The organism is Kineosporiaceae bacterium (assembly GCA_016713225.1).
GTDB lineage: Bacteria > Actinomycetota > Actinomycetes > Actinomycetales > Kineosporiaceae > JADJPO01.
This window is the reverse complement of record JADJPO010000004.1, coordinates 234,247-249,796: the sequence shown is the minus strand read 5'-3', so window position 1 is coordinate 249,796 and position 15,550 is coordinate 234,247. Positions and strand designations below refer to the sequence as shown.

At 70.7% G+C, this 15,550-nt stretch carries 15 protein-coding genes; 8 read left to right on the top strand and 7 right to left on the bottom strand.

Features of this window, described 5'->3' with window-relative positions:
- Positions 1-26 precede the first annotated feature (26 nt).
- On the bottom strand, positions 27-1,109 hold the full coding sequence (locus IPK24_17650; GenBank protein MBK8077340.1) for a PHP domain-containing protein: 1,083 nt from the start codon (positions 1,107-1,109) through the stop codon (positions 27-29).
- Positions 1,110-1,189: 80 nt separating this feature from the next.
- On the opposite strand from IPK24_17650, the gene IPK24_17645 reads away from it, so the two are divergent.
- On the top strand, positions 1,190-2,767 hold the full coding sequence (locus tag IPK24_17645) for a CYTH and CHAD domain-containing protein (protein MBK8077339.1): 1,578 nt from the start codon (positions 1,190-1,192) through the stop codon (positions 2,765-2,767).
- Between the two features lie 67 nt (positions 2,768-2,834).
- On the opposite strand, the gene IPK24_17640 is transcribed toward IPK24_17645, so the two are convergent.
- The gene (locus IPK24_17640; GenBank protein MBK8077338.1) at positions 2,835-3,380 is read right to left on the bottom strand and encodes an NUDIX domain-containing protein; all 546 of its coding nucleotides are present in this window, start codon (positions 3,378-3,380) and stop codon (positions 2,835-2,837) included.
- A 163-nt stretch (positions 3,381-3,543) separates the two neighbouring features.
- Here IPK24_17640 and betA point away from each other — a divergent pair, with 163 nt between their 5' ends.
- The 4 genes from betA (at position 3,544) to IPK24_17620 (ending at position 8,156) form a co-directional block, all read left to right on the top strand.
- Complete coding sequence (gene betA, locus IPK24_17635; protein MBK8077337.1) at positions 3,544-5,244, top strand: choline dehydrogenase; 1,701 nt, start codon at positions 3,544-3,546, stop codon at positions 5,242-5,244.
- A complete protein-coding gene (locus tag IPK24_17630) occupies positions 5,241-6,089 on the top strand; it encodes a methylenetetrahydrofolate reductase (protein ID MBK8077336.1) in 849 nt (282 codons plus the stop codon). The genes betA and IPK24_17630 overlap by 4 nt, the downstream gene beginning before the upstream one ends.
- Complete coding sequence (locus IPK24_17625; protein MBK8077335.1) at positions 6,086-6,961, top strand: hypothetical protein; 876 nt, start codon at positions 6,086-6,088, stop codon at positions 6,959-6,961. The genes IPK24_17630 and IPK24_17625 overlap by 4 nt, the downstream gene beginning before the upstream one ends.
- Positions 6,962-7,361: 400 nt before the next feature.
- On the top strand, positions 7,362-8,156 hold the full coding sequence (locus IPK24_17620; protein ID MBK8077334.1) for a crotonase/enoyl-CoA hydratase family protein: 795 nt from the start codon (positions 7,362-7,364) through the stop codon (positions 8,154-8,156).
- A 48-nt stretch (positions 8,157-8,204) separates the two neighbouring features.
- Here the strand turns inward: IPK24_17620 and IPK24_17615 are convergent, their stop codons facing one another.
- Positions 8,205-9,719, bottom strand: a complete 1,515-nt coding sequence (locus IPK24_17615) for a flotillin family protein (GenBank protein MBK8077333.1) — start codon at positions 9,717-9,719, stop codon at positions 8,205-8,207.
- Positions 9,720-9,821: 102 nt separating this feature from the next.
- Complete coding sequence (locus IPK24_17610; protein ID MBK8077332.1) at positions 9,822-10,031, bottom strand: hypothetical protein; 210 nt, start codon at positions 10,029-10,031, stop codon at positions 9,822-9,824.
- A gap of 23 nt (positions 10,032-10,054) precedes the next feature.
- Here IPK24_17610 and IPK24_17605 point away from each other — a divergent pair, with 23 nt between their 5' ends.
- Positions 10,055-10,561 carry a GNAT family N-acetyltransferase gene (locus tag IPK24_17605; protein MBK8077331.1) on the top strand — a complete coding sequence of 169 codons (507 nt, stop codon included), beginning with the start codon at positions 10,055-10,057 and terminating at the stop codon, positions 10,559-10,561.
- Here the strand turns inward: IPK24_17605 and IPK24_17600 are convergent.
- Positions 10,543-11,601, bottom strand: a complete 1,059-nt coding sequence (locus IPK24_17600; GenBank protein ID MBK8077330.1) for an adenosine deaminase — start codon at positions 11,599-11,601, stop codon at positions 10,543-10,545. The two genes, IPK24_17605 and IPK24_17600, sit on opposite strands and share 19 nt — an antisense overlap.
- 39 nt (positions 11,602-11,640) lie before the next feature.
- Between IPK24_17600 and IPK24_17595 the strand changes: the two genes are divergently transcribed.
- On the top strand, positions 11,641-12,618 hold the full coding sequence (locus IPK24_17595) for a phosphodiester glycosidase family protein (protein MBK8077329.1): 978 nt from the start codon (positions 11,641-11,643) through the stop codon (positions 12,616-12,618).
- A gap of 21 nt (positions 12,619-12,639) precedes the next feature.
- The gene (locus IPK24_17590) at positions 12,640-13,404 is read left to right on the top strand and encodes a pentapeptide repeat-containing protein (protein ID MBK8077328.1); all 765 of its coding nucleotides are present in this window, start codon (positions 12,640-12,642) and stop codon (positions 13,402-13,404) included.
- Between the two features lie 109 nt (positions 13,405-13,513).
- Here IPK24_17590 and IPK24_17585 read toward each other — a convergent pair whose 3' ends face one another.
- Positions 13,514-14,545 (bottom strand): 2Fe-2S iron-sulfur cluster binding domain-containing protein, encoded by a 1,032-nt coding sequence (locus tag IPK24_17585; protein MBK8077327.1) that lies wholly within the window; start codon positions 14,543-14,545, stop codon positions 13,514-13,516.
- Complete coding sequence (locus tag IPK24_17580; GenBank protein ID MBK8077326.1) at positions 14,542-15,549, bottom strand: toluene hydroxylase; 1,008 nt, start codon at positions 15,547-15,549, stop codon at positions 14,542-14,544. The genes IPK24_17585 and IPK24_17580 overlap by 4 nt, the downstream gene beginning before the upstream one ends.
- Position 15,550 lies beyond the last annotated feature (1 nt).

Below are 15,550 nucleotides of genomic sequence, written 5' to 3'. Positions count from 1 at the left end.
TCTCGGGCACCTCGCTTGAGCACCGCTCAGGCGGGGCGGTGGGTGTGGTCGTCGGCCCATGCCAACAGGTCCTCGACCGGCCAGGTGTTGACGATCGAGGACGCCGGCACGCCACAGGCCATCGCCCGGTCGCACCCGATCAGCTGCCAGTCGAGCTGACCCGGGGCATGGGCATCGGTGTCGATGGCGAACAGGCACCCCTCGGCGACCGCCCGGCGCAGCAGGGCCAGCGGTGGGTCGAGCCGCTCGGGGCGGGAGTTGATCTCGACCGCCACCCCCGCCTGTGCGCAGGCGGCGAACACCGCGGCGGCATCGAACGAGGACGGCGGGCGAGCCTTGCCGCCGCGGGTTCGGCCCGACAGCGACGAGGAACCGTACTGCCGGTCGATCACGTACCGGCCGGTGCAGTGACCGAGGACGTCGGTGTGCGGGTTGCGGATCGCCGCGATCATGCGGCGGGTCATCGCCTCGGACGGCATCCGCAGCTCGGAGTGCACGCTGGCCACCACGACGTCGAGCCGGCCCAACAGCTCCTCGCTCTGATCGAGCCCACCGTCGGTGAGGATGTCGACCTCGATGCCGGTGAGCAGGTGGAAGTCGTCGAACGCCTCGTTCACCTCGGCCACCACGTCGAGTTGGCGCAGCAGCCGCTGCGGGGTCAGTCCATTGGCCACCGTCAGCCGAGGGGAGTGGTCGGTGAGCGCGGTGTAGGCATGGCCCAGGTCGGCTGCGGTGGCCGCCATCTCGGCGATGGGTGAGCCACCGTCCGACCAGTCGGAATGACTGTGCAGATCGCCGCGCAGGGCGGCCCGCAGTTCGTCCCCGCCGTTCGCGAGCCGACCGCTGGTGCGTTCGGTCAACTCGATCAGGTAGTCCGGCTCCTGCCCGGCCACCGACTGTTCGACCACGGACGCCGTCCGCTCCCCGATGCCCTTGATCGAACGCAACGAGCCGGTCGAGGCCAGCAGCGCGACGTCGTCCGGTGGGAGCGCGGCGAGCGCGGCGGCCGCCGTCCGGAACGCCTTGACCCGATATGTCGACTCCAGCGACCGTTCCAGCAGGAAGGCCACCCGGCGCAGGTCGGCGACCGGGTCTCGTACGGGGTTCATCGGTCAAGCCTGGCACGTTGACCGCAAAGAGGACGCCGGACCACTCACGCTCCAGGCCTGGAACCCCGATACTGACCGGCATGGCCAAGAAGGCGAAGCGCGCATCCAAGGGCAAGCAGGACCATGTCGTCGAGATCGAGCAGAAGTTCGATGTCCCGACCGACTTCGTCCTCCCCGAGCTGATCGACTTGCCCGGCGTGGCTGCGGTCGATGATCCCGTGGTTCATCAGCTGGAGGCCACCTATCTCGACACCGAGGGTCTGGACCTGTTGACCCACAAGTGGATCCTGCGACGGCGCACCGGCGGCTCGGATGCCGGCTGGCACCTCAAGCGACCGCTGCCGGACGGCGAGCGTGACGAGATGCAGTTCCCGGTGGGTCGCTCGTCGAAGACGATCCCGGTCGCGGTGCAGCGCGCCGTCGCCGTCCATGCTCGCGGGCGGGCACTGGTACCGATCGCCCGGCTCAGCACCACCCGCACGGTCAGGGCGTTGCGTGATCGCCAGGGCGAGGTGCTGGCCGAGGTGATGCTGGACGCCGTCGACGCGGCCTCGCTGCACGCCGACGGTCAGGTGCGCGACGCCTCGACCTGGTTCGAGATGGAGATCGAGCTGGGCACCGGTGACCGGGCCCTGCTGCGGGCACTGGACGAGAGGGTGCGGTCGGCAGGTGCCTGGCCCAGCCCGAGCGTGTCCAAGCTGGCCCAGGCGATGCAGGAGCGGCTGGCCGTCGAGCCGCTGGGCCGGATTGCGCCGCCCAGCCGGTACGGCCCGTCGACGGCGGTCGGTGTCGTGCTGACCTATCTGGCCGGCGAGGTCGGTCACCTGCAGGCCAACGACCCGTTGGTGCGCATCGACGCGGACGACGCGGTGCACCAGATGCGGGTCGCCTCACGCCGGTTGCGCAGTGCATTGGCCACGTTCCGACCGCTGTTCGACCGCAGCATCACCGACCCGATCCGCACCGAGCTGCAGTGGATCGGTACCGAGTTGGGCAGCGCGCGCGATGTCGAGGTGATCCGCGATCACCTGATCGCCGCGGTCGCGGCCGAGCCTGCCGCCCTGCAGCACGGCCCCGTGGTCCGCCGGATCCGCTCGACGATGGCCGCTCGGTACAAGCAGGCCCACACCCACGGGGTGGCTCAGCTCGGGAGCGAGCGGTACTACGCCCTGCTGGACTCGCTCGACGCGTTGGTGGCCGACCCGCCGCTGGCGCCGGACGCCGGCACGCTGCCGGTCGAGCACCTGACCAAACTGGTGCGGCGTACCTGGCGGACGATCGATGCGTTGCACGATGAACTCGATCGCACCGACGACCGGTACGAGCGCGACGTCCACCTGCACGAGGTGCGCAAGGCAGCCAAACGGGCACGGTATGCCGGTGAGGCGCTGTCGCCCACCTTCGGCGCGGCGGCCTCCGGGTTCGCCTCGGCGATGGCGGCGATCCAGGGTGCCCTCGGCGACCACCAGGACTCGGTGGTCATCCGCGAGGAGCTGATCGCGCTGGCGGCAGCGGCCGAGGAGGCGGATGAGTCGACGTTCACCTACGGCCGACTGCACGCGCTGGAACAGGTCCGAGGGGCCGAGACGGAGGAGGCGTTCGCGGCTGCGTGGAAGAAGGCCTCCGACCGGTCGGTGCTGCGCTGGCTGGGCGCCTGACTGACCCAACCTTTGGTGATCATGCAATCTGTGCACATCGATATATCGCTGTGCACAGATTGCATGATCACGGCGTGGGGTGGGTGAGGGCGTCGCGCAACCGGTCGAGGAACGCGGCCTGCGCGGCCACGATGCGCTCGCGCGCGTCGTCCAGGCCGAACCAGGCCACCCGGTCGAACTCGGGGAAGGTCTGCATCCGGCCCGAGCGGGGCGGCCACTCGACCTCGAAGGTGTTGCTGACGGCGTCCGCGGGGTCGAGGTCGCCTTCGACCGCCCAGGCAACGACCTTCTTGTTGTTCGCCTGCACCACGTCGCCCAAGGGCAGGAACTCGCAGCCCTCGGGCAGTGGCACCCCGACCTCCTCGGCGTACTCGCGGCGGGCGGCCTCGAACGGGTCCTCGTCGGCGTCGTAGCCGCCCTTGGGGATGCTCCACGCGCCGATGTCGCGGCGCAGCCACATCGGGCCGCCCATGTGTCCCAAGAGCACCTCGGTGCCCTGGGCGGCCGTCGTGTCCGCGGTGCCGTCCGGTGCGGTGCGCCGGAACAGCACGATGCCGGCGCTGAACCGCCGGGCCTTGACGGCGACCTTGCGCGGGGAGGGGGTGGTGGTCATCGGCGGCGTCCCTTCCGTCTCTGCCCTCTCAACGTAACCGGAGGAAGGCCCTCGGTGAGTCTCCTGCGGTCCAGGTGGCGGCATTTCGTCTCGCTATATGCAACGTGTTCCGCCTGTCGCTACGATTCCGGCGAGCATTCGGGGTTCGACCGCGAGGTGAGGGATGGCGCAGCGCTACGACTACGTGATCGTCGGCGGCGGTTCGGCCGGCTCGGCGCTGGGCAATCGGCTGAGCGCCGACGGGACGCGTTCGGTGCTGGTGCTCGAGGCCGGACGGCGCGACTACCCGTTCGACGTCTTCATCCACATGCCGGCGGCTCTGACCTACCCGATCGGCAGCCGGTTCTACGACTGGAAGTACGAGTCCGAACCGGAACCGCACATGCACGGGCGCAAGATCTACCACGCCCGCGGCAAGCTGCTGGGGGGCTCGAGCTCGATCAACGGCATGATCTTCCAGCGCGGTAACGCGATGGACTACGAGCGCTGGGCCGCCGACCCCGGCATGTCGACCTGGGACTACGCCCACTGCCTGCCGTACTTCAAGCGCATGGAGAACTGCCTGGCGGCCACCCCGGACGACGCGTGGCGCGGGCACTCCGGCCCGCTGGTGCTCGAGCGTGGCCCCGCGAAGAACCCCCTGTTCGGGGCGTTCTTCGAAGCGGTGCAGCAGGCGGGCTACCCGCTCACGCCCGATGTCAACGGCTACCGGCAGGAGGGTTTCGCCCCCTTCGACCGCAACGTCCACCGCGGGCGCCGGCTCTCGGCGTCCAAGGCCTACCTGCACCCGGCCGAGAAGCGGCCGAACCTGACGGTGCGCACGTCGTCCCTGGTCACCAAGGTGATCATCGAGGGAGGGCGGGCCCGCGGCGTCGAGGTGGTCAAGGTCAACCAGCTCGGTCTGGTGCGCCCGGGTCGCGCCGAGCGGATCGACGCCGGTGAGGTGATCCTCAGTGGCGGGGCGATCAACACCCCGCAGATCCTGCAGCTGAGCGGGGTGGGGGACGCCGACCGGTTGCGGGCGCTGGGCATCGATGTGGTGGCGAACCGGCCGGGCGTGGGTGAGAACCTGCAGGACCACCTCGAGGTCTACATCCAGCACACCTCCAAGCAGCCGGTCTCGATGCAGCCCTACCTCAAGCACCGCTACAAGCCCTGGGTCGGGGCCGCGTGGCTGTTCGGCCGCACCGGGCCGGGTGCCACCAACCACTTCGAGGGCGGTGGCTTCGTGCGCAGCAACGACGAGGTCGCCTACCCGAACCTGATGTTCCACTTCCTGCCCATCGCGATCCGCTACGACGGGTCGCAACCGCCCGGGGGCCACGGCTACCAGGTGCACGTCGGGCCGATGTACTCCGATGCGGTGGGCAGCGTGCGGATCCGCTCCACCGACCCGCTGACCAAGCCGGAACTGCGGTTCAACTACCTCTCGACCGAGCAGGATCGTCGCGAGTGGGTCGAGACCATCGAGGTCACTCGGCACATCATGGCGCAACGAGCACTCGACCCGTTCAACGGAGGTGAGATCTCACCGGGTGCGCAGGTGCGCACCCCCGAGCAGATCCTGGACTGGGTCGGTCACGATGCCGAGACGGCGCTGCACCCGTCGTGCACCGCGAAGATGGGTGTTGGGGACGACGCGGTGACCGACCCGCTGACCCTCGGCGTGCACGAGGTCGAGGGCTTGCGGGTCGTCGATGCCTCGGTGATGCCGTACGTGACCAACGGCAACATCTACGCCCCGGTGATGATGCTGGCGGAGAAGGCGGCCGACCTGATCCTGGGTGTCGAACCCCTTGCCCCGCAACCCACTCCGTTCTACCGGCACGGTGTGAGCTCGCTGACCGAAGGTGGCACTGCATGAGAAGGATCCTGCCGGGGGGACATCACGAGGCGTTCGGTCGGTTGCTGCGGGCCGCCCGCTACGAGGTGCTGCCGACGGCCACCATCGAGGCGAAGGTGCTCGATGCGGTGCCGAAGGACGTCACGCTCACCGTGACCGCCTCACCGGTCAAGGGGCTCGACCCCACGCTCGACCTGGCCGAGAAGTTCGCGGCGCACGGGTACACCGTGGTGCCGCACATCGCCGTCCGGCTGCTGCGGGGTGAACAGCACCTGGCCGAGGTGGTCGAGCGGGTGACGGCGGCCGGGATCACCGAGGTGTTCATGCCTGCCGGGGACGCCGACCCGCCGGCCGGTGACTGGGACGCCTCGCTGCCGGGCCTGCAGGCGCTGAGCCGCCTCGGTGACCCGATCCCCGAGGTCGGTATCACCGGGTACCCCGAGTCGCACCCGGCGATCGACGACGACGTCACCGTGCAGGCCATGTGGGACAAGCGATCTCACGCCACCAACGTCGTCTCGAACATGTGCTTCGACCCCAAGTTGATCTCGAACTGGGTCAAGCGGGTGCGCCGGCGCGGCATCGAGCTCCCGATCAAGATCGGCGTGGCCGGGCCGGTGGAGCGCACCAAGCTGTTGACCATGGCGACCAAGGTCGGCGTGGGGGAGTCGACCCGGTTCCTGACCAAGCACGCCGGCTGGTTCGCGCGCATGGCCGGGCCCGGGTACGCCCCCGAGGCCCTGATCGGCAAGGTGGCACACGATGTGGGCGGGGCCACGTACGGCGTCAGCGGATTGCACGTCTTCACCTTCAATCAGGTGGCCGAGACCGAGGCCTGGCGGCAGAAGCTGCTCGCCGATCTGTGAGCCTCGCGGTGATCGGCGCCTACCTGGTGGGCGCCGTGGCGGGTTGGGCCGCCCACCGTCAGGCTCGGCTGGCCTCCGTGTGGCCGATGTTGGTGCGCGCGCAGATCATGCTGGCCTCGGTCTTGCTGTCGGTGGCGGCCGCCTGGCGGCTCTCGACCGCGGCCGAGATGGTGTGGCCGGGGTTGTTGGTGGCGGCCTTCGCGGTGGTGCTCGCCGCGTCGTACGTGCTGACCCCGGCGCCGCAGCGGGCCGGGATCTCGGCGTTGCGGGCCTGGACGGCGTTCGCCAACACCTCCTACTTCGGCATCCCGGTGGCGGGAGCCTTGGCTGGTCCCGCCGGTGTGGGCGCCGCGGTGCTGGTCGATCGGCTCGGGTTGCCGGTCTGGTCGCTCACCCTGTGGATGCTGCGCCGTGATGCACCGATCCCGCAGCATGTCCGAACGTCGTGGGTGGATCAGTCGCCGCTGATCGCGTTCGTCGTGGGCTTGCTGCTCAAGTTCACCGGGCAGGCGCCGTCGTGGACGGTGCTGGTCTCGGCCATCTCGGCACCGGTGCTGGCCGCCTCGGGGGCGGCGCTGTTCGTCGGCTCGGTGCTGCATCCGACCCAGCGACTGGACCCGCGGCCGGGGGTGATGCCCTGGTTACGGCTGATCGTCGTCCGGGTGGTGTTGGTGGCCCCGCTGGTGGTGTGGGCTCCCACGAGGGCGCTGGGGGTGGTGGCGGTGCTGATGGCGCTGTCCATCCCGGCGTTCGGACCGTCTCAGATGTCGACGGTCTACGGCTACGCCGATGCCACGGTGGCCGCGTCGGCCCGCTACGGCTGGGTGCTCGGCGGCGTGGGCCTGGTCGCTGCGTGGTGGATCGGGCGCTGAGGCGATCGGTGCCGCGGTGCCCGACGTCCTGCCCGTCGCCCTCGTCCTGCCGTGCCTCGCCGCGCTCGCCCCCCTCGCCGCCCTCGCGTCCTCGCGTCTCTCGCCGCCCTCGCGCCCTCTCATCCCCCTCGCCCCATGATCACCGTTAGATCGCAGTTTGCACCGGCTGACCCGGAGTGAACTGCGATCTAACGCTGATCATGGACGCCGCGGCCCCGGGTGAGGGCTCCGGAGGCCTCGTAGATCACCTCGTAGATCGCGTTGAAGATCACGATGTGGGATTCGTTCGAGTGTGAAGATCACGGTGAGGCGACACGCCGCACAACCTGCACGAAACCCTCACCGTGATCTTCAACGTGATCATGGGTGGACGGTGAGCGCCGGGTCTAGGCTCGACCACGTGGAGCTGGTGACCTGCGAGGTGACGGACGGCATCGCTCAGGTGCGTCTCGACCGCCCCGACAAGCTCAATGCCCTGACGCTGGACACCCTCGCGCAACTCGCTGCTCTCGCCCGGCAGCTACGCCGCGACCGCGAGCTGCGCGCGGTGGTGATCGCCGGGCAGGGTGAGGCCTTCTGCGCCGGGCTCGACTTCGCGACCGTGCTCGCCCAGCCGGCTCGGGTGGCGGCGGGGTTCGTGCCCCGGCCCTGGCGCGGCACCAACCTGTTTCAGGAGGCGTGCTGGGGGTGGCGTCGCCTATCGGTGCCGGTGATCGCCGCGGTGCACGGTCATTGTCTGGGCGGCGGGCTGCAGATCGCGCTGGCAGCCGACTTCCGCTGTGCCACGCCGACGTCCACCTGGTCGGTGCTCGAGGGCAAGTGGGGGCTGATCCCCGACATGACCGGCGTGCGCAGCCTCGCCGAACTGGTCGGCATCGAGACCGCCAAGCGGCTGACCATGACCGCGGAGCTGTTCGACGGACGCCGCGCGCACGAGCTGGGCCTGGTCGGCGTCCTGGCCGATGACCCGGTGGCCGAGGCGACGGCGTTCGCCGTCGAACTCGCCCGTCGTTCGCCGGATGCCCTGGCCGCCGCGAAACGCCTGTTCACTCGAACCTGGACGGCGAGCCCCCGGCGCACCTTCGCCCGTGAGCGCCTCGAGCAGGCGTTCCTCCTGATCGCCCGCAACACCGCCATCGCCCGCCGCGCCGCCCTCGACAAGACCGCACCGGCCTACCGATCCCGCGCTCGCTGACCACCCCCAGCGTTCGTCCTCACTCGCCCGCGGGCACGGGCGGGGTGATCAGGCGGTGCTGTGGTTCTCGGACGGCGTGACGGCGGGCGGCGCGACCGTGGGACCGGTCTTGGGGGTGCTGGTCGAGCCGTTGCCCAGCATGCCCTTGACCACACTCAATCCGGCCAGGCCCTGCCCGATCACCGAGGTCACCATCTCGGTGACCCCCTCGGCGCCGTTCAGCACCTGCATGTTGTCGACGTTCTCGAACGCCCTGGCAGCATTCGCCACGATGGCCGGGTAGTTCTCGGCAATCTCTTGCAGCACAACAGCTTCGGAGTTCGACGACAGGGCCTGCGCCCGGCGTTCGATGGCCTCGGCGTCCGCGAAGCCCTTGGCCTTGATGGCGGAGGCCTCGGCGTCACCGACGGCGCGCACCGCGGCGGCCTGCGCCTCACCCTCGGCGCGCACCGCATCGGCCTCGGCCACGCGTCGAGCCTTCTCGGCATCACCGCGACGGGCGCCCTCGATGGCCTCGGCGTCGGCGAGCGCCGTCCGGCGGGACTTCTCGGACTCACCGCTGAGCCGGGCCTTCTCGGCGTCCGCCTCGGCGGCGGCGATGACCGCGGCCTTGCGGGCCTCGGCCTCGGCGATCGCCGCATTGCGGGCCGCCATGGCCTCCTGCTCGACCCGGTACCGCGAGGCGTCGGCCGGACGGCGCACCTCGGCCTCGAGCTGTTGCTCGCGCCGGGCGGCCTCGAGCTTGGCGACCTCGGTCTCCTGGACGACGACCTCCTGCCGGGCGGCCGCTGCCGCCAACGGACCGGACATCTGGGCCTTCGCCGAGACCTGGTCGACCTCGGCCTGGTACTGCGCCTGGGCGATCTTGGAGGCGCGCACCGCCTCGGCCTGGCGTGCCTGGGCGGCGGCCTCGGCCTCGGTGGCCTCCTGGTTGGCGGTCGCCTCGGCGATGCGGGCCTGCTTGGTCACCTCGGCGGCGTGCGGGCGCGAGAGGTTGGCAATGTAGCCGGTGGGGTCGACCAGGTCCTTGATCTGCAGGCTGTCGATCACCAGGCCGAGCTTCTCGGCCTCGACCCCGGCGGCGGCGCGGGTCTCCTGGGTGAGCCGCTCGCGCTCGCGCACCAGCTCCTCCATGGTGAGCGAACCGATGATCGAGCGCAGATGCCCCTCGAACACGTTGACGATCTTGTCGACCATGGTGTCCTGCTGGTCGAGGAAGCGACGGGCGGCGTTCGAGATCGAGGCGACGTCGTCCCCGACCTTGAAGATCACCACCCCGCGGACCCCCACCTGAATGCCCTGCTTGGTCACGCACTCCACGTGCAACGGCGCCTCGTTGATGTCGAGGGAGAGCCGGCGCAACACCTGGACGCCGGGCACCATGAAGGTGCCGCCGCCGGTGACGACCCGAAAGCCCAGCCCGGCGCCCTTCTCCTTCGAACCGGAGATGATCAGGGCCTGGTTGGGTTCGGCGACCCGCCACATGCTCTTGAACAGCGCCACGGCGATGCCGAGGCCGGCGACGATGACGAGCACGACGATGAGGGCAAACGGAAGTTCCATGTGAATGTCCCAGCTCCTTCTTGGCTGAAACGGGACCTGTCCCCGAGAGAGTTGTGGATCTGGAACGCGGCGCGATCACGCCGAGTTCCGGTCGCGATGACGTTACTCGTCGGCACTCACGACGACAGTCCGCGGGGGGAACATCTCGACCACGGTGACCCGGGTGCCGGCGGGAATCGTCACGCCGCGGTTGGCGCCGTACGCGCCGTACGTGTCGGTGCCTCGGCCGAAGGCAAGCCTCACCTCACCGATCCCCCCGGCGGGGATCGTCGTGGTGACCAGGCCACGTCGTCCCACCAGGTCGTCGTCCATGAGCAGCGACCATACTGGGTCACATGATCGTGCGGGAGGCGCGGATCGAGGACGCCGAGGGCATTGCCCGGGTGCAGGTCGGCACGTGGCGGGTGGCCTACCGCGGCATCGTGCCGGACGGTCACCTGAACGCCCTGGACGTCGCCGCCCGCACCGAGATGTGGCGCTCGGTCATCGAGCGCCCCGAGGCCGCCGCGCCGTGGGTGGCGGTGGACGCCGACCAGGTGATCGGCTTCGTGGCCCACGGACCGGCCGCCGAACGAGTGGGCGAACCCCGCGAGGGGCAGGTCTTCGCGATCTACGTCGACGCCGGCTGGTGGGGTCGGGGCGTGGGTGCGGCTCTGCTCGAGGCGGCCTGTGAATCGTTGCGCGCCGCCGGGTTCCGGGCGGCCCGGCTCTGGGTGCTCGCGGAGAATGTGCAGGCGCGAGCGTTCTACGGGCGTCACGGCTGGGTGCCCGACGGAACCGAGCAGCACGAGGACTTCAGCGGAGTGATGCTGACCGAGGTCCGTTACCGCTGCGAGCTGTGACCCGGCGAACCTGCACTCATCCCGGACGCCGCGGCCTCGATCTCGGCGCGCACCCGGCGGCGGACGTCGTCCGGGGCGAAGGAGGAGTCCACCGCGGCCAGGGCGAGTTCGGCGACCCCGGCGGCGTCCAGGTCGAGGAGGCGGGCGGCGACCTCGTACTCGACGGTCAGGGAGGTGGCGAACATCGGTGGGTCGTCGCTGTTGATCGTGATGACCAGGCCCGCCTCGTGCATCGCGCGGATCGGATGCTCCTCGAGCCGGGCGACCGCCTTGGTGGCGATGTTGGACGTCGGGCATACTTCGAGGGGAATGCGTTGTGCAGCAAGGTGTTCCATGAGCAGTAGATCCTGGACGGCGGACGTGCCGTGGCCGATCCGTTCGGCGCCCAGGTGGTTGAGTGCGTCCCAGATGGTCTGCGGTCCGGTGGTCTCGCCGGCGTGCGGCACGCTGCGCAGTCCGGCGGCGCGGGCGGCGGCGAAGTGCGGCGCGAACTGCGGCCGGGGCACGCCGACCTCCGGCCCGCCGAGGCCGAAGCCGACCAGGGCGGACGGGCCGTGGTCGAGGGCGTAGGCGAGCGTGGCGTCGGCGGCGGACACGCCGTCCTCGCCCGGGATGTCGTAGATCCAGCGCAGCACGATGCCGTGGTCGCGTTCGGCGGCCTGTCGCGCGTCCTCGATCGCCTCGGTGTAGGCCTGGATCGGGATGCCCCGCATCACCGAGGTGTAGGGCGTCATGGTGAGCTCGGCATAGCGAACCTGGTGTCGGGCAAGCTCTCCGGCGACCTCGAACGTCAGGTACCGCACGTCGTCCGGGGTGTGCAGCAGGTCGACCACCGACAGGTAGACCTCGATGAAGTGGGCGAAGTCGGTGAAGGTGAAGTAGTCCGCCAGGGCCTCGGGCGCCACCGGCAGCACCCCCGGGTGGCGATCGGCCAGCTCGGCGACCATGTCGGCCGTCGCCGAGCCCACGTGGTGCACGTGCAGCTCGGCCTTGGGTAGACCGGCGATGAAAGCGGCCAACTCAGGTGCGATGGGCGACATGGTCATGGGGGGATTCTGCCGTCTGGCAGGGTATGGCTCATGCGTCGTCGATCGCGGGGGCTGATCGCGACGGCAGGCATCGTCCTGGCGTCGGTGTTGACCGCCGTGGCCGTGGCCTATCAGACCGCAGGCTGGTACGGGGTCAACGTGATGGCGCGCCGGGGCGTCAGCACGTGGGACGAGGTCAGCCCCACCGACGAGAGACTCACGCCGGGCATGCGGCTGGCCCTGGCCGGTTCGCCGACCCCGGACGTCGTGAGTTCGGTGATCTGGCGTGAGGTGCGCCCCGGGCTCGAGGTCGCCGAGGTGCCGGTGCGCGTGGCCGGCCGGCCGGTGGATACGTTGCTGGTCACCCGGGTCGATCCCCACCGCTACCGGTTCCGGGTGATGAGCCGGCCGGCGGGGGACCGTGACCTCGACCAGTGGATGTCGGCCACCGGCGCCACCGTGGTGATCAACGGCAGCTATTTCGCCCGGCGCGGCGCCCCCGACACCCCCGTCGTCAGCGACGGGCGCCTGCTGGGACCGGCCACCTACCAGGCCACCCACGGTGCCTTCGTGGTGGATGCCGCCGGCGCGCGTCTGGAGGATCTGGCCGGTCGAGACTGGCGACCCCTGCTCGCCACGGCCGAGCAGGCCATGGTGTCCTACCCGCTGCTGCTCGGGGCCGACGGTCAGGGCCGGGTGGGGACGGCGGACCCGCGCTGGCTGGCCAATCGCAGCTTCCTCGGCCAGGACCGTGCCGGGCGCATCCTGGTGGTCAGCACCACCGACGCCTACTTCTCGCTGACCGCACTGTCAGCGTTCCTGCCCCGCTCGGGGCTCGACCTGCGCCTGGCCCTCAACCTGGACGGCGGGCCGGTGTCCTGTCACGCGGTGGCGGCCGGGGACTACCGGCGCCGGCACTGTGGCAACTACGAGACCGCCGTCCACGATGGCCGGTTGGAGCTGCTGCGCTCGCTGGTGGCGCTGCGGACCTACCCGATGCCGGTGGCCCTGGTGGTCACCCCGGCCTGAGCCCGCGGTTACCCTCACCCCATGCCCGATCCGCGGCAGGCATTGCGCGCCGACTGCTCCCGGTGCCAGGGATTGTGCTGTGTGGTGCCGGCGTTCGCGGCGTCGTCCGACTTCGCCTTCGACAAACCCGGCCGAACGCCGTGCACCCACCTCGGGCGCGATCATCGCTGCACGATCCATGGGGCGCTGCGTGAACGGGGCATGACCGGGTGCGTCGTGTACGACTGTTTCGGTGCGGGGCAACGGGTCTGCGCGGCTTTCGGTGACCGGTCCTGGCGAGACGACGCGGGAACGGCGGCGGCGATGTTCGGCGCGTTGGAGGTCGTCGAGGCACTGCACGAGATGGCCTGGTACCTGCGGGACGTGTTGGCCCGGCAGGTGTCACAGGATCTGCGCGCCGAGGCGAGGGTGGTGCTGCGCGACGTCGAGCAGGCCGTGGCCGGAGTCCTGGATCACCCGGACCAGCCCGTGCAGCCGGATCTGCCCGGGCTGCGGGGCCGGGCATCGGTGCTGTTCGCCGAGGTGAGCGCCGAGCTGCGTCACGCCGTCCGGGAGAACCCGGTCGATCACACCCACGCCGACCTGGCCGGGGTGCGCTGGCGCGGCGCCGACCTGCGCGCGGCGGGGTTGCGCGGCGCCGTCCTGATCGGGGCGGACCTGCGCGGGGCGGACCTGCGCAGCGCCGACCTGCTCGGCGCCGACCTGCGGGGCGCCGACCTGCGCGAGGCGCAGCTGGACGACGCGTTGTTCCTCACCCCGGTGCGCCTCGCCGCTGCCCGCCGCTGAAACCCGCTCATGCTCCGCGGGTGCCAGCCGATGCTCCGCTGGGACGCTCCGGAAGCGTCACCTGCGGAGCACGGAGGTGTCACCTGCGGAGCATGAGCGGGTTGGGGTCTCAGCCGAAGCTGTCGACGTGGATCCGGTCGCGCTGCACCCGGTGGGCACCCAGTACCTCCTGCACGGCTCGCACCATCGCGGGCGGGCCGGCGAGGTAGACCTCGACGCCCACCGCCGGGTCGCCGTGCGGCTCGGCCAGCAGCTCCGGCAGAGGGTCGGTGACCAGCCCGGTGCCGCCGGTCCAGCCGGGTTCGGGTCTCAGCAGGACGCCGTGCAGCCGGGCCTCCGGGATGCTCGCCACGGTGTCGGTGAGCTCGTCCCAGCAGACCAGCTCCGGCTCGGTGGCTGCGCCGTACACCACCGCAACCGGCCGGCCCGCGTGAGCTGAGCGCAATTGCTGCACCAGCGCCAGCACGGCGGAGATCCCGGTGCCCCCGGCGATCAGCACCAGCGGGCGCACCGCGTCGCGTAACCACATGTCGCCGTACGGCAGTTCCAGCGGGATCTCATCACCGGGCTGCAGTGCGAACAGCCGGTCGCTGCCCGCCCCGCCGGGATAGTGCTTGGCGATGAACTCCACCCGGTCGCGGCCGGGCAGGCCAGCCATCGACAGACACCGGCGCAGCCCCGGGGCCAGATCGAGGACGGCGTACTGGCCCGGCCGGTACTCGGCTGCGGTCGGCCGCCCCGCCGGATCGGTCAGAGCGAACCGGAATCGCGAGATCGACGGCCCGAGCGACTCGACGTCCACCAGCTGGCCCATCAGATCGTTCACCGGCCGCTCCGGCGGTGGAACCGTCTCGGCGCGTGTGGGTTTGACGACCAGGTCGGTGGTGGCGGTGGTTTGGCAGAGCAGCACCCGGCGGCGCCGCTCGTCGCGGGCATCGACGGCCGGCGCCTGCGGGAACAGCAGTTCGACCTCGCCCTCGACCAGGGTGGCCTTGCACGTTCCGCAGCTGCCCCAGCCACACTCGAAGGGCAGCCAGATGCCCGCCCGGCGAGCGGCGGAGTGGATCCGCTCGCCGGGCGCCACCTGGAAGGTCTCGCCCGTTGGCGCGACCGTCACCCGGTGCGGGTGTTGTGCGGTCACAGGCCGCACGCCGCCAACAGCCGGCCGCGTGCCGCGCCGGCGGCCTCGATCACCTGCCCGGCAGGTACCGGGTTCGGTGCCGTGGCGAACAGCTCGGCGATCCCGGCCACCGCGGCGTCCGCCCGGGGAACATGGACGTCGAGCCAGCCCCGCAGGGTGTCCGCGAGCGCCGGGTCGGCGCCGAGGGCATACTGCACCAGGGCCGCCGTCCAGTTCTGGCTGCGGGTGGTGTCGCGCTGGAACTCGGCCAGCAGCAACGCGAGGAACTCGTCGCTGTGGGCGATCGCCAGCTGGGTGAGCTGCTCGTTCACCACCGAGTCCACCGCCGGCTTGAGCGCCAGGTTCAGCGCGGTGAACGACTCACCCCAGTCGTAGACGCCCAGCATCCGCTCGGCCGCCTCGCGCAGCGGCTGCCACGCGGCGTCCGACTGCCAGGGGTCGCGGGCGGTGGCGGTGGCGGCGATGTCGTCGCCGTGGGCATTGGCCATCATCTTGGTCAGGTAGGCCAACCGCTGGATGCGCCGCATCTCGTCCGCGGCCTGGAAGTTGGCGCAGTTGATGATGAACGCGCTCGGCGACATCTGCCCGACGTACAGGCCGGTCATCTGCAACACGTGCAGCGGGAACCGCATCGGCACCAGCAGCCGGGTCAGGGTGGCGACCCAGGCGGGGTCCAGCGAATCGACGCTGCCGACCAGCTCGTGGTGGTCGATCAGCAGGTCGAGGTAGGTCTCGCGCTCGTGCTGCAGATTGACGTAGTCGGAGTAGGTGAGCTTGGCCGGGTCACGGAAGCCCTCCCAGTCGGCGACGTTGAACGCCGAGCCCTCACGGTGCTCGAGGTACCAGAGGTTGATCGCGGCCGTCGGGTCCATCTCGAACGGGGCGGGTTCGCGGCGGAAGTGGTAGTTGAACTTGGCCGCCGTGACCTCGTACACGCTCGGACGACGTCGGACCTCGCCGAGCAGGCTCCAGGTCTTGGGCGGGGTGCGCCGGGTGACGGCCATG

Excerpts from the sequence above, each read along its gene's own strand:
- IPK24_17590 (MBK8077328.1), top strand. The coding sequence starts at position 12,640 with ATGCCCGATCCGCGGCAGGCATTGCGCGCCGACTGCTCCCGGTGCCAG.
- IPK24_17595 (MBK8077329.1), top strand. The coding sequence starts at position 11,641 with ATGCGTCGTCGATCGCGGGGGCTGATCGCGACGGCAGGCATCGTCCTG.
- IPK24_17640 (MBK8077338.1), bottom strand. The coding sequence starts at position 3,380 with ATGACCACCACCCCCTCCCCGCGCAAGGTCGCCGTCAAGGCCCGGCGG.
- betA (MBK8077337.1), top strand. The coding sequence starts at position 3,544 with ATGGCGCAGCGCTACGACTACGTGATCGTCGGCGGCGGTTCGGCCGGC.
- IPK24_17630 (MBK8077336.1), top strand. The coding sequence starts at position 5,241 with ATGAGAAGGATCCTGCCGGGGGGACATCACGAGGCGTTCGGTCGGTTG.
- IPK24_17615 (MBK8077333.1), bottom strand. The coding sequence starts at position 9,719 with ATGGAACTTCCGTTTGCCCTCATCGTCGTGCTCGTCATCGTCGCCGGC.
- IPK24_17600 (MBK8077330.1), bottom strand. The coding sequence starts at position 11,601 with ATGTCGCCCATCGCACCTGAGTTGGCCGCTTTCATCGCCGGTCTACCC.
- IPK24_17645 (MBK8077339.1), top strand. The coding sequence starts at position 1,190 with ATGGCCAAGAAGGCGAAGCGCGCATCCAAGGGCAAGCAGGACCATGTC.
- IPK24_17605 (MBK8077331.1), top strand. The coding sequence starts at position 10,055 with ATGATCGTGCGGGAGGCGCGGATCGAGGACGCCGAGGGCATTGCCCGG.
- IPK24_17610 (MBK8077332.1), bottom strand. The coding sequence starts at position 10,031 with ATGGACGACGACCTGGTGGGACGACGTGGCCTGGTCACCACGACGATC.
- IPK24_17580 (MBK8077326.1), bottom strand. The coding sequence starts at position 15,549 with ATGGCCGTCACCCGGCGCACCCCGCCCAAGACCTGGAGCCTGCTCGGC.
- IPK24_17650 (MBK8077340.1), bottom strand. The coding sequence starts at position 1,109 with ATGAACCCCGTACGAGACCCGGTCGCCGACCTGCGCCGGGTGGCCTTC.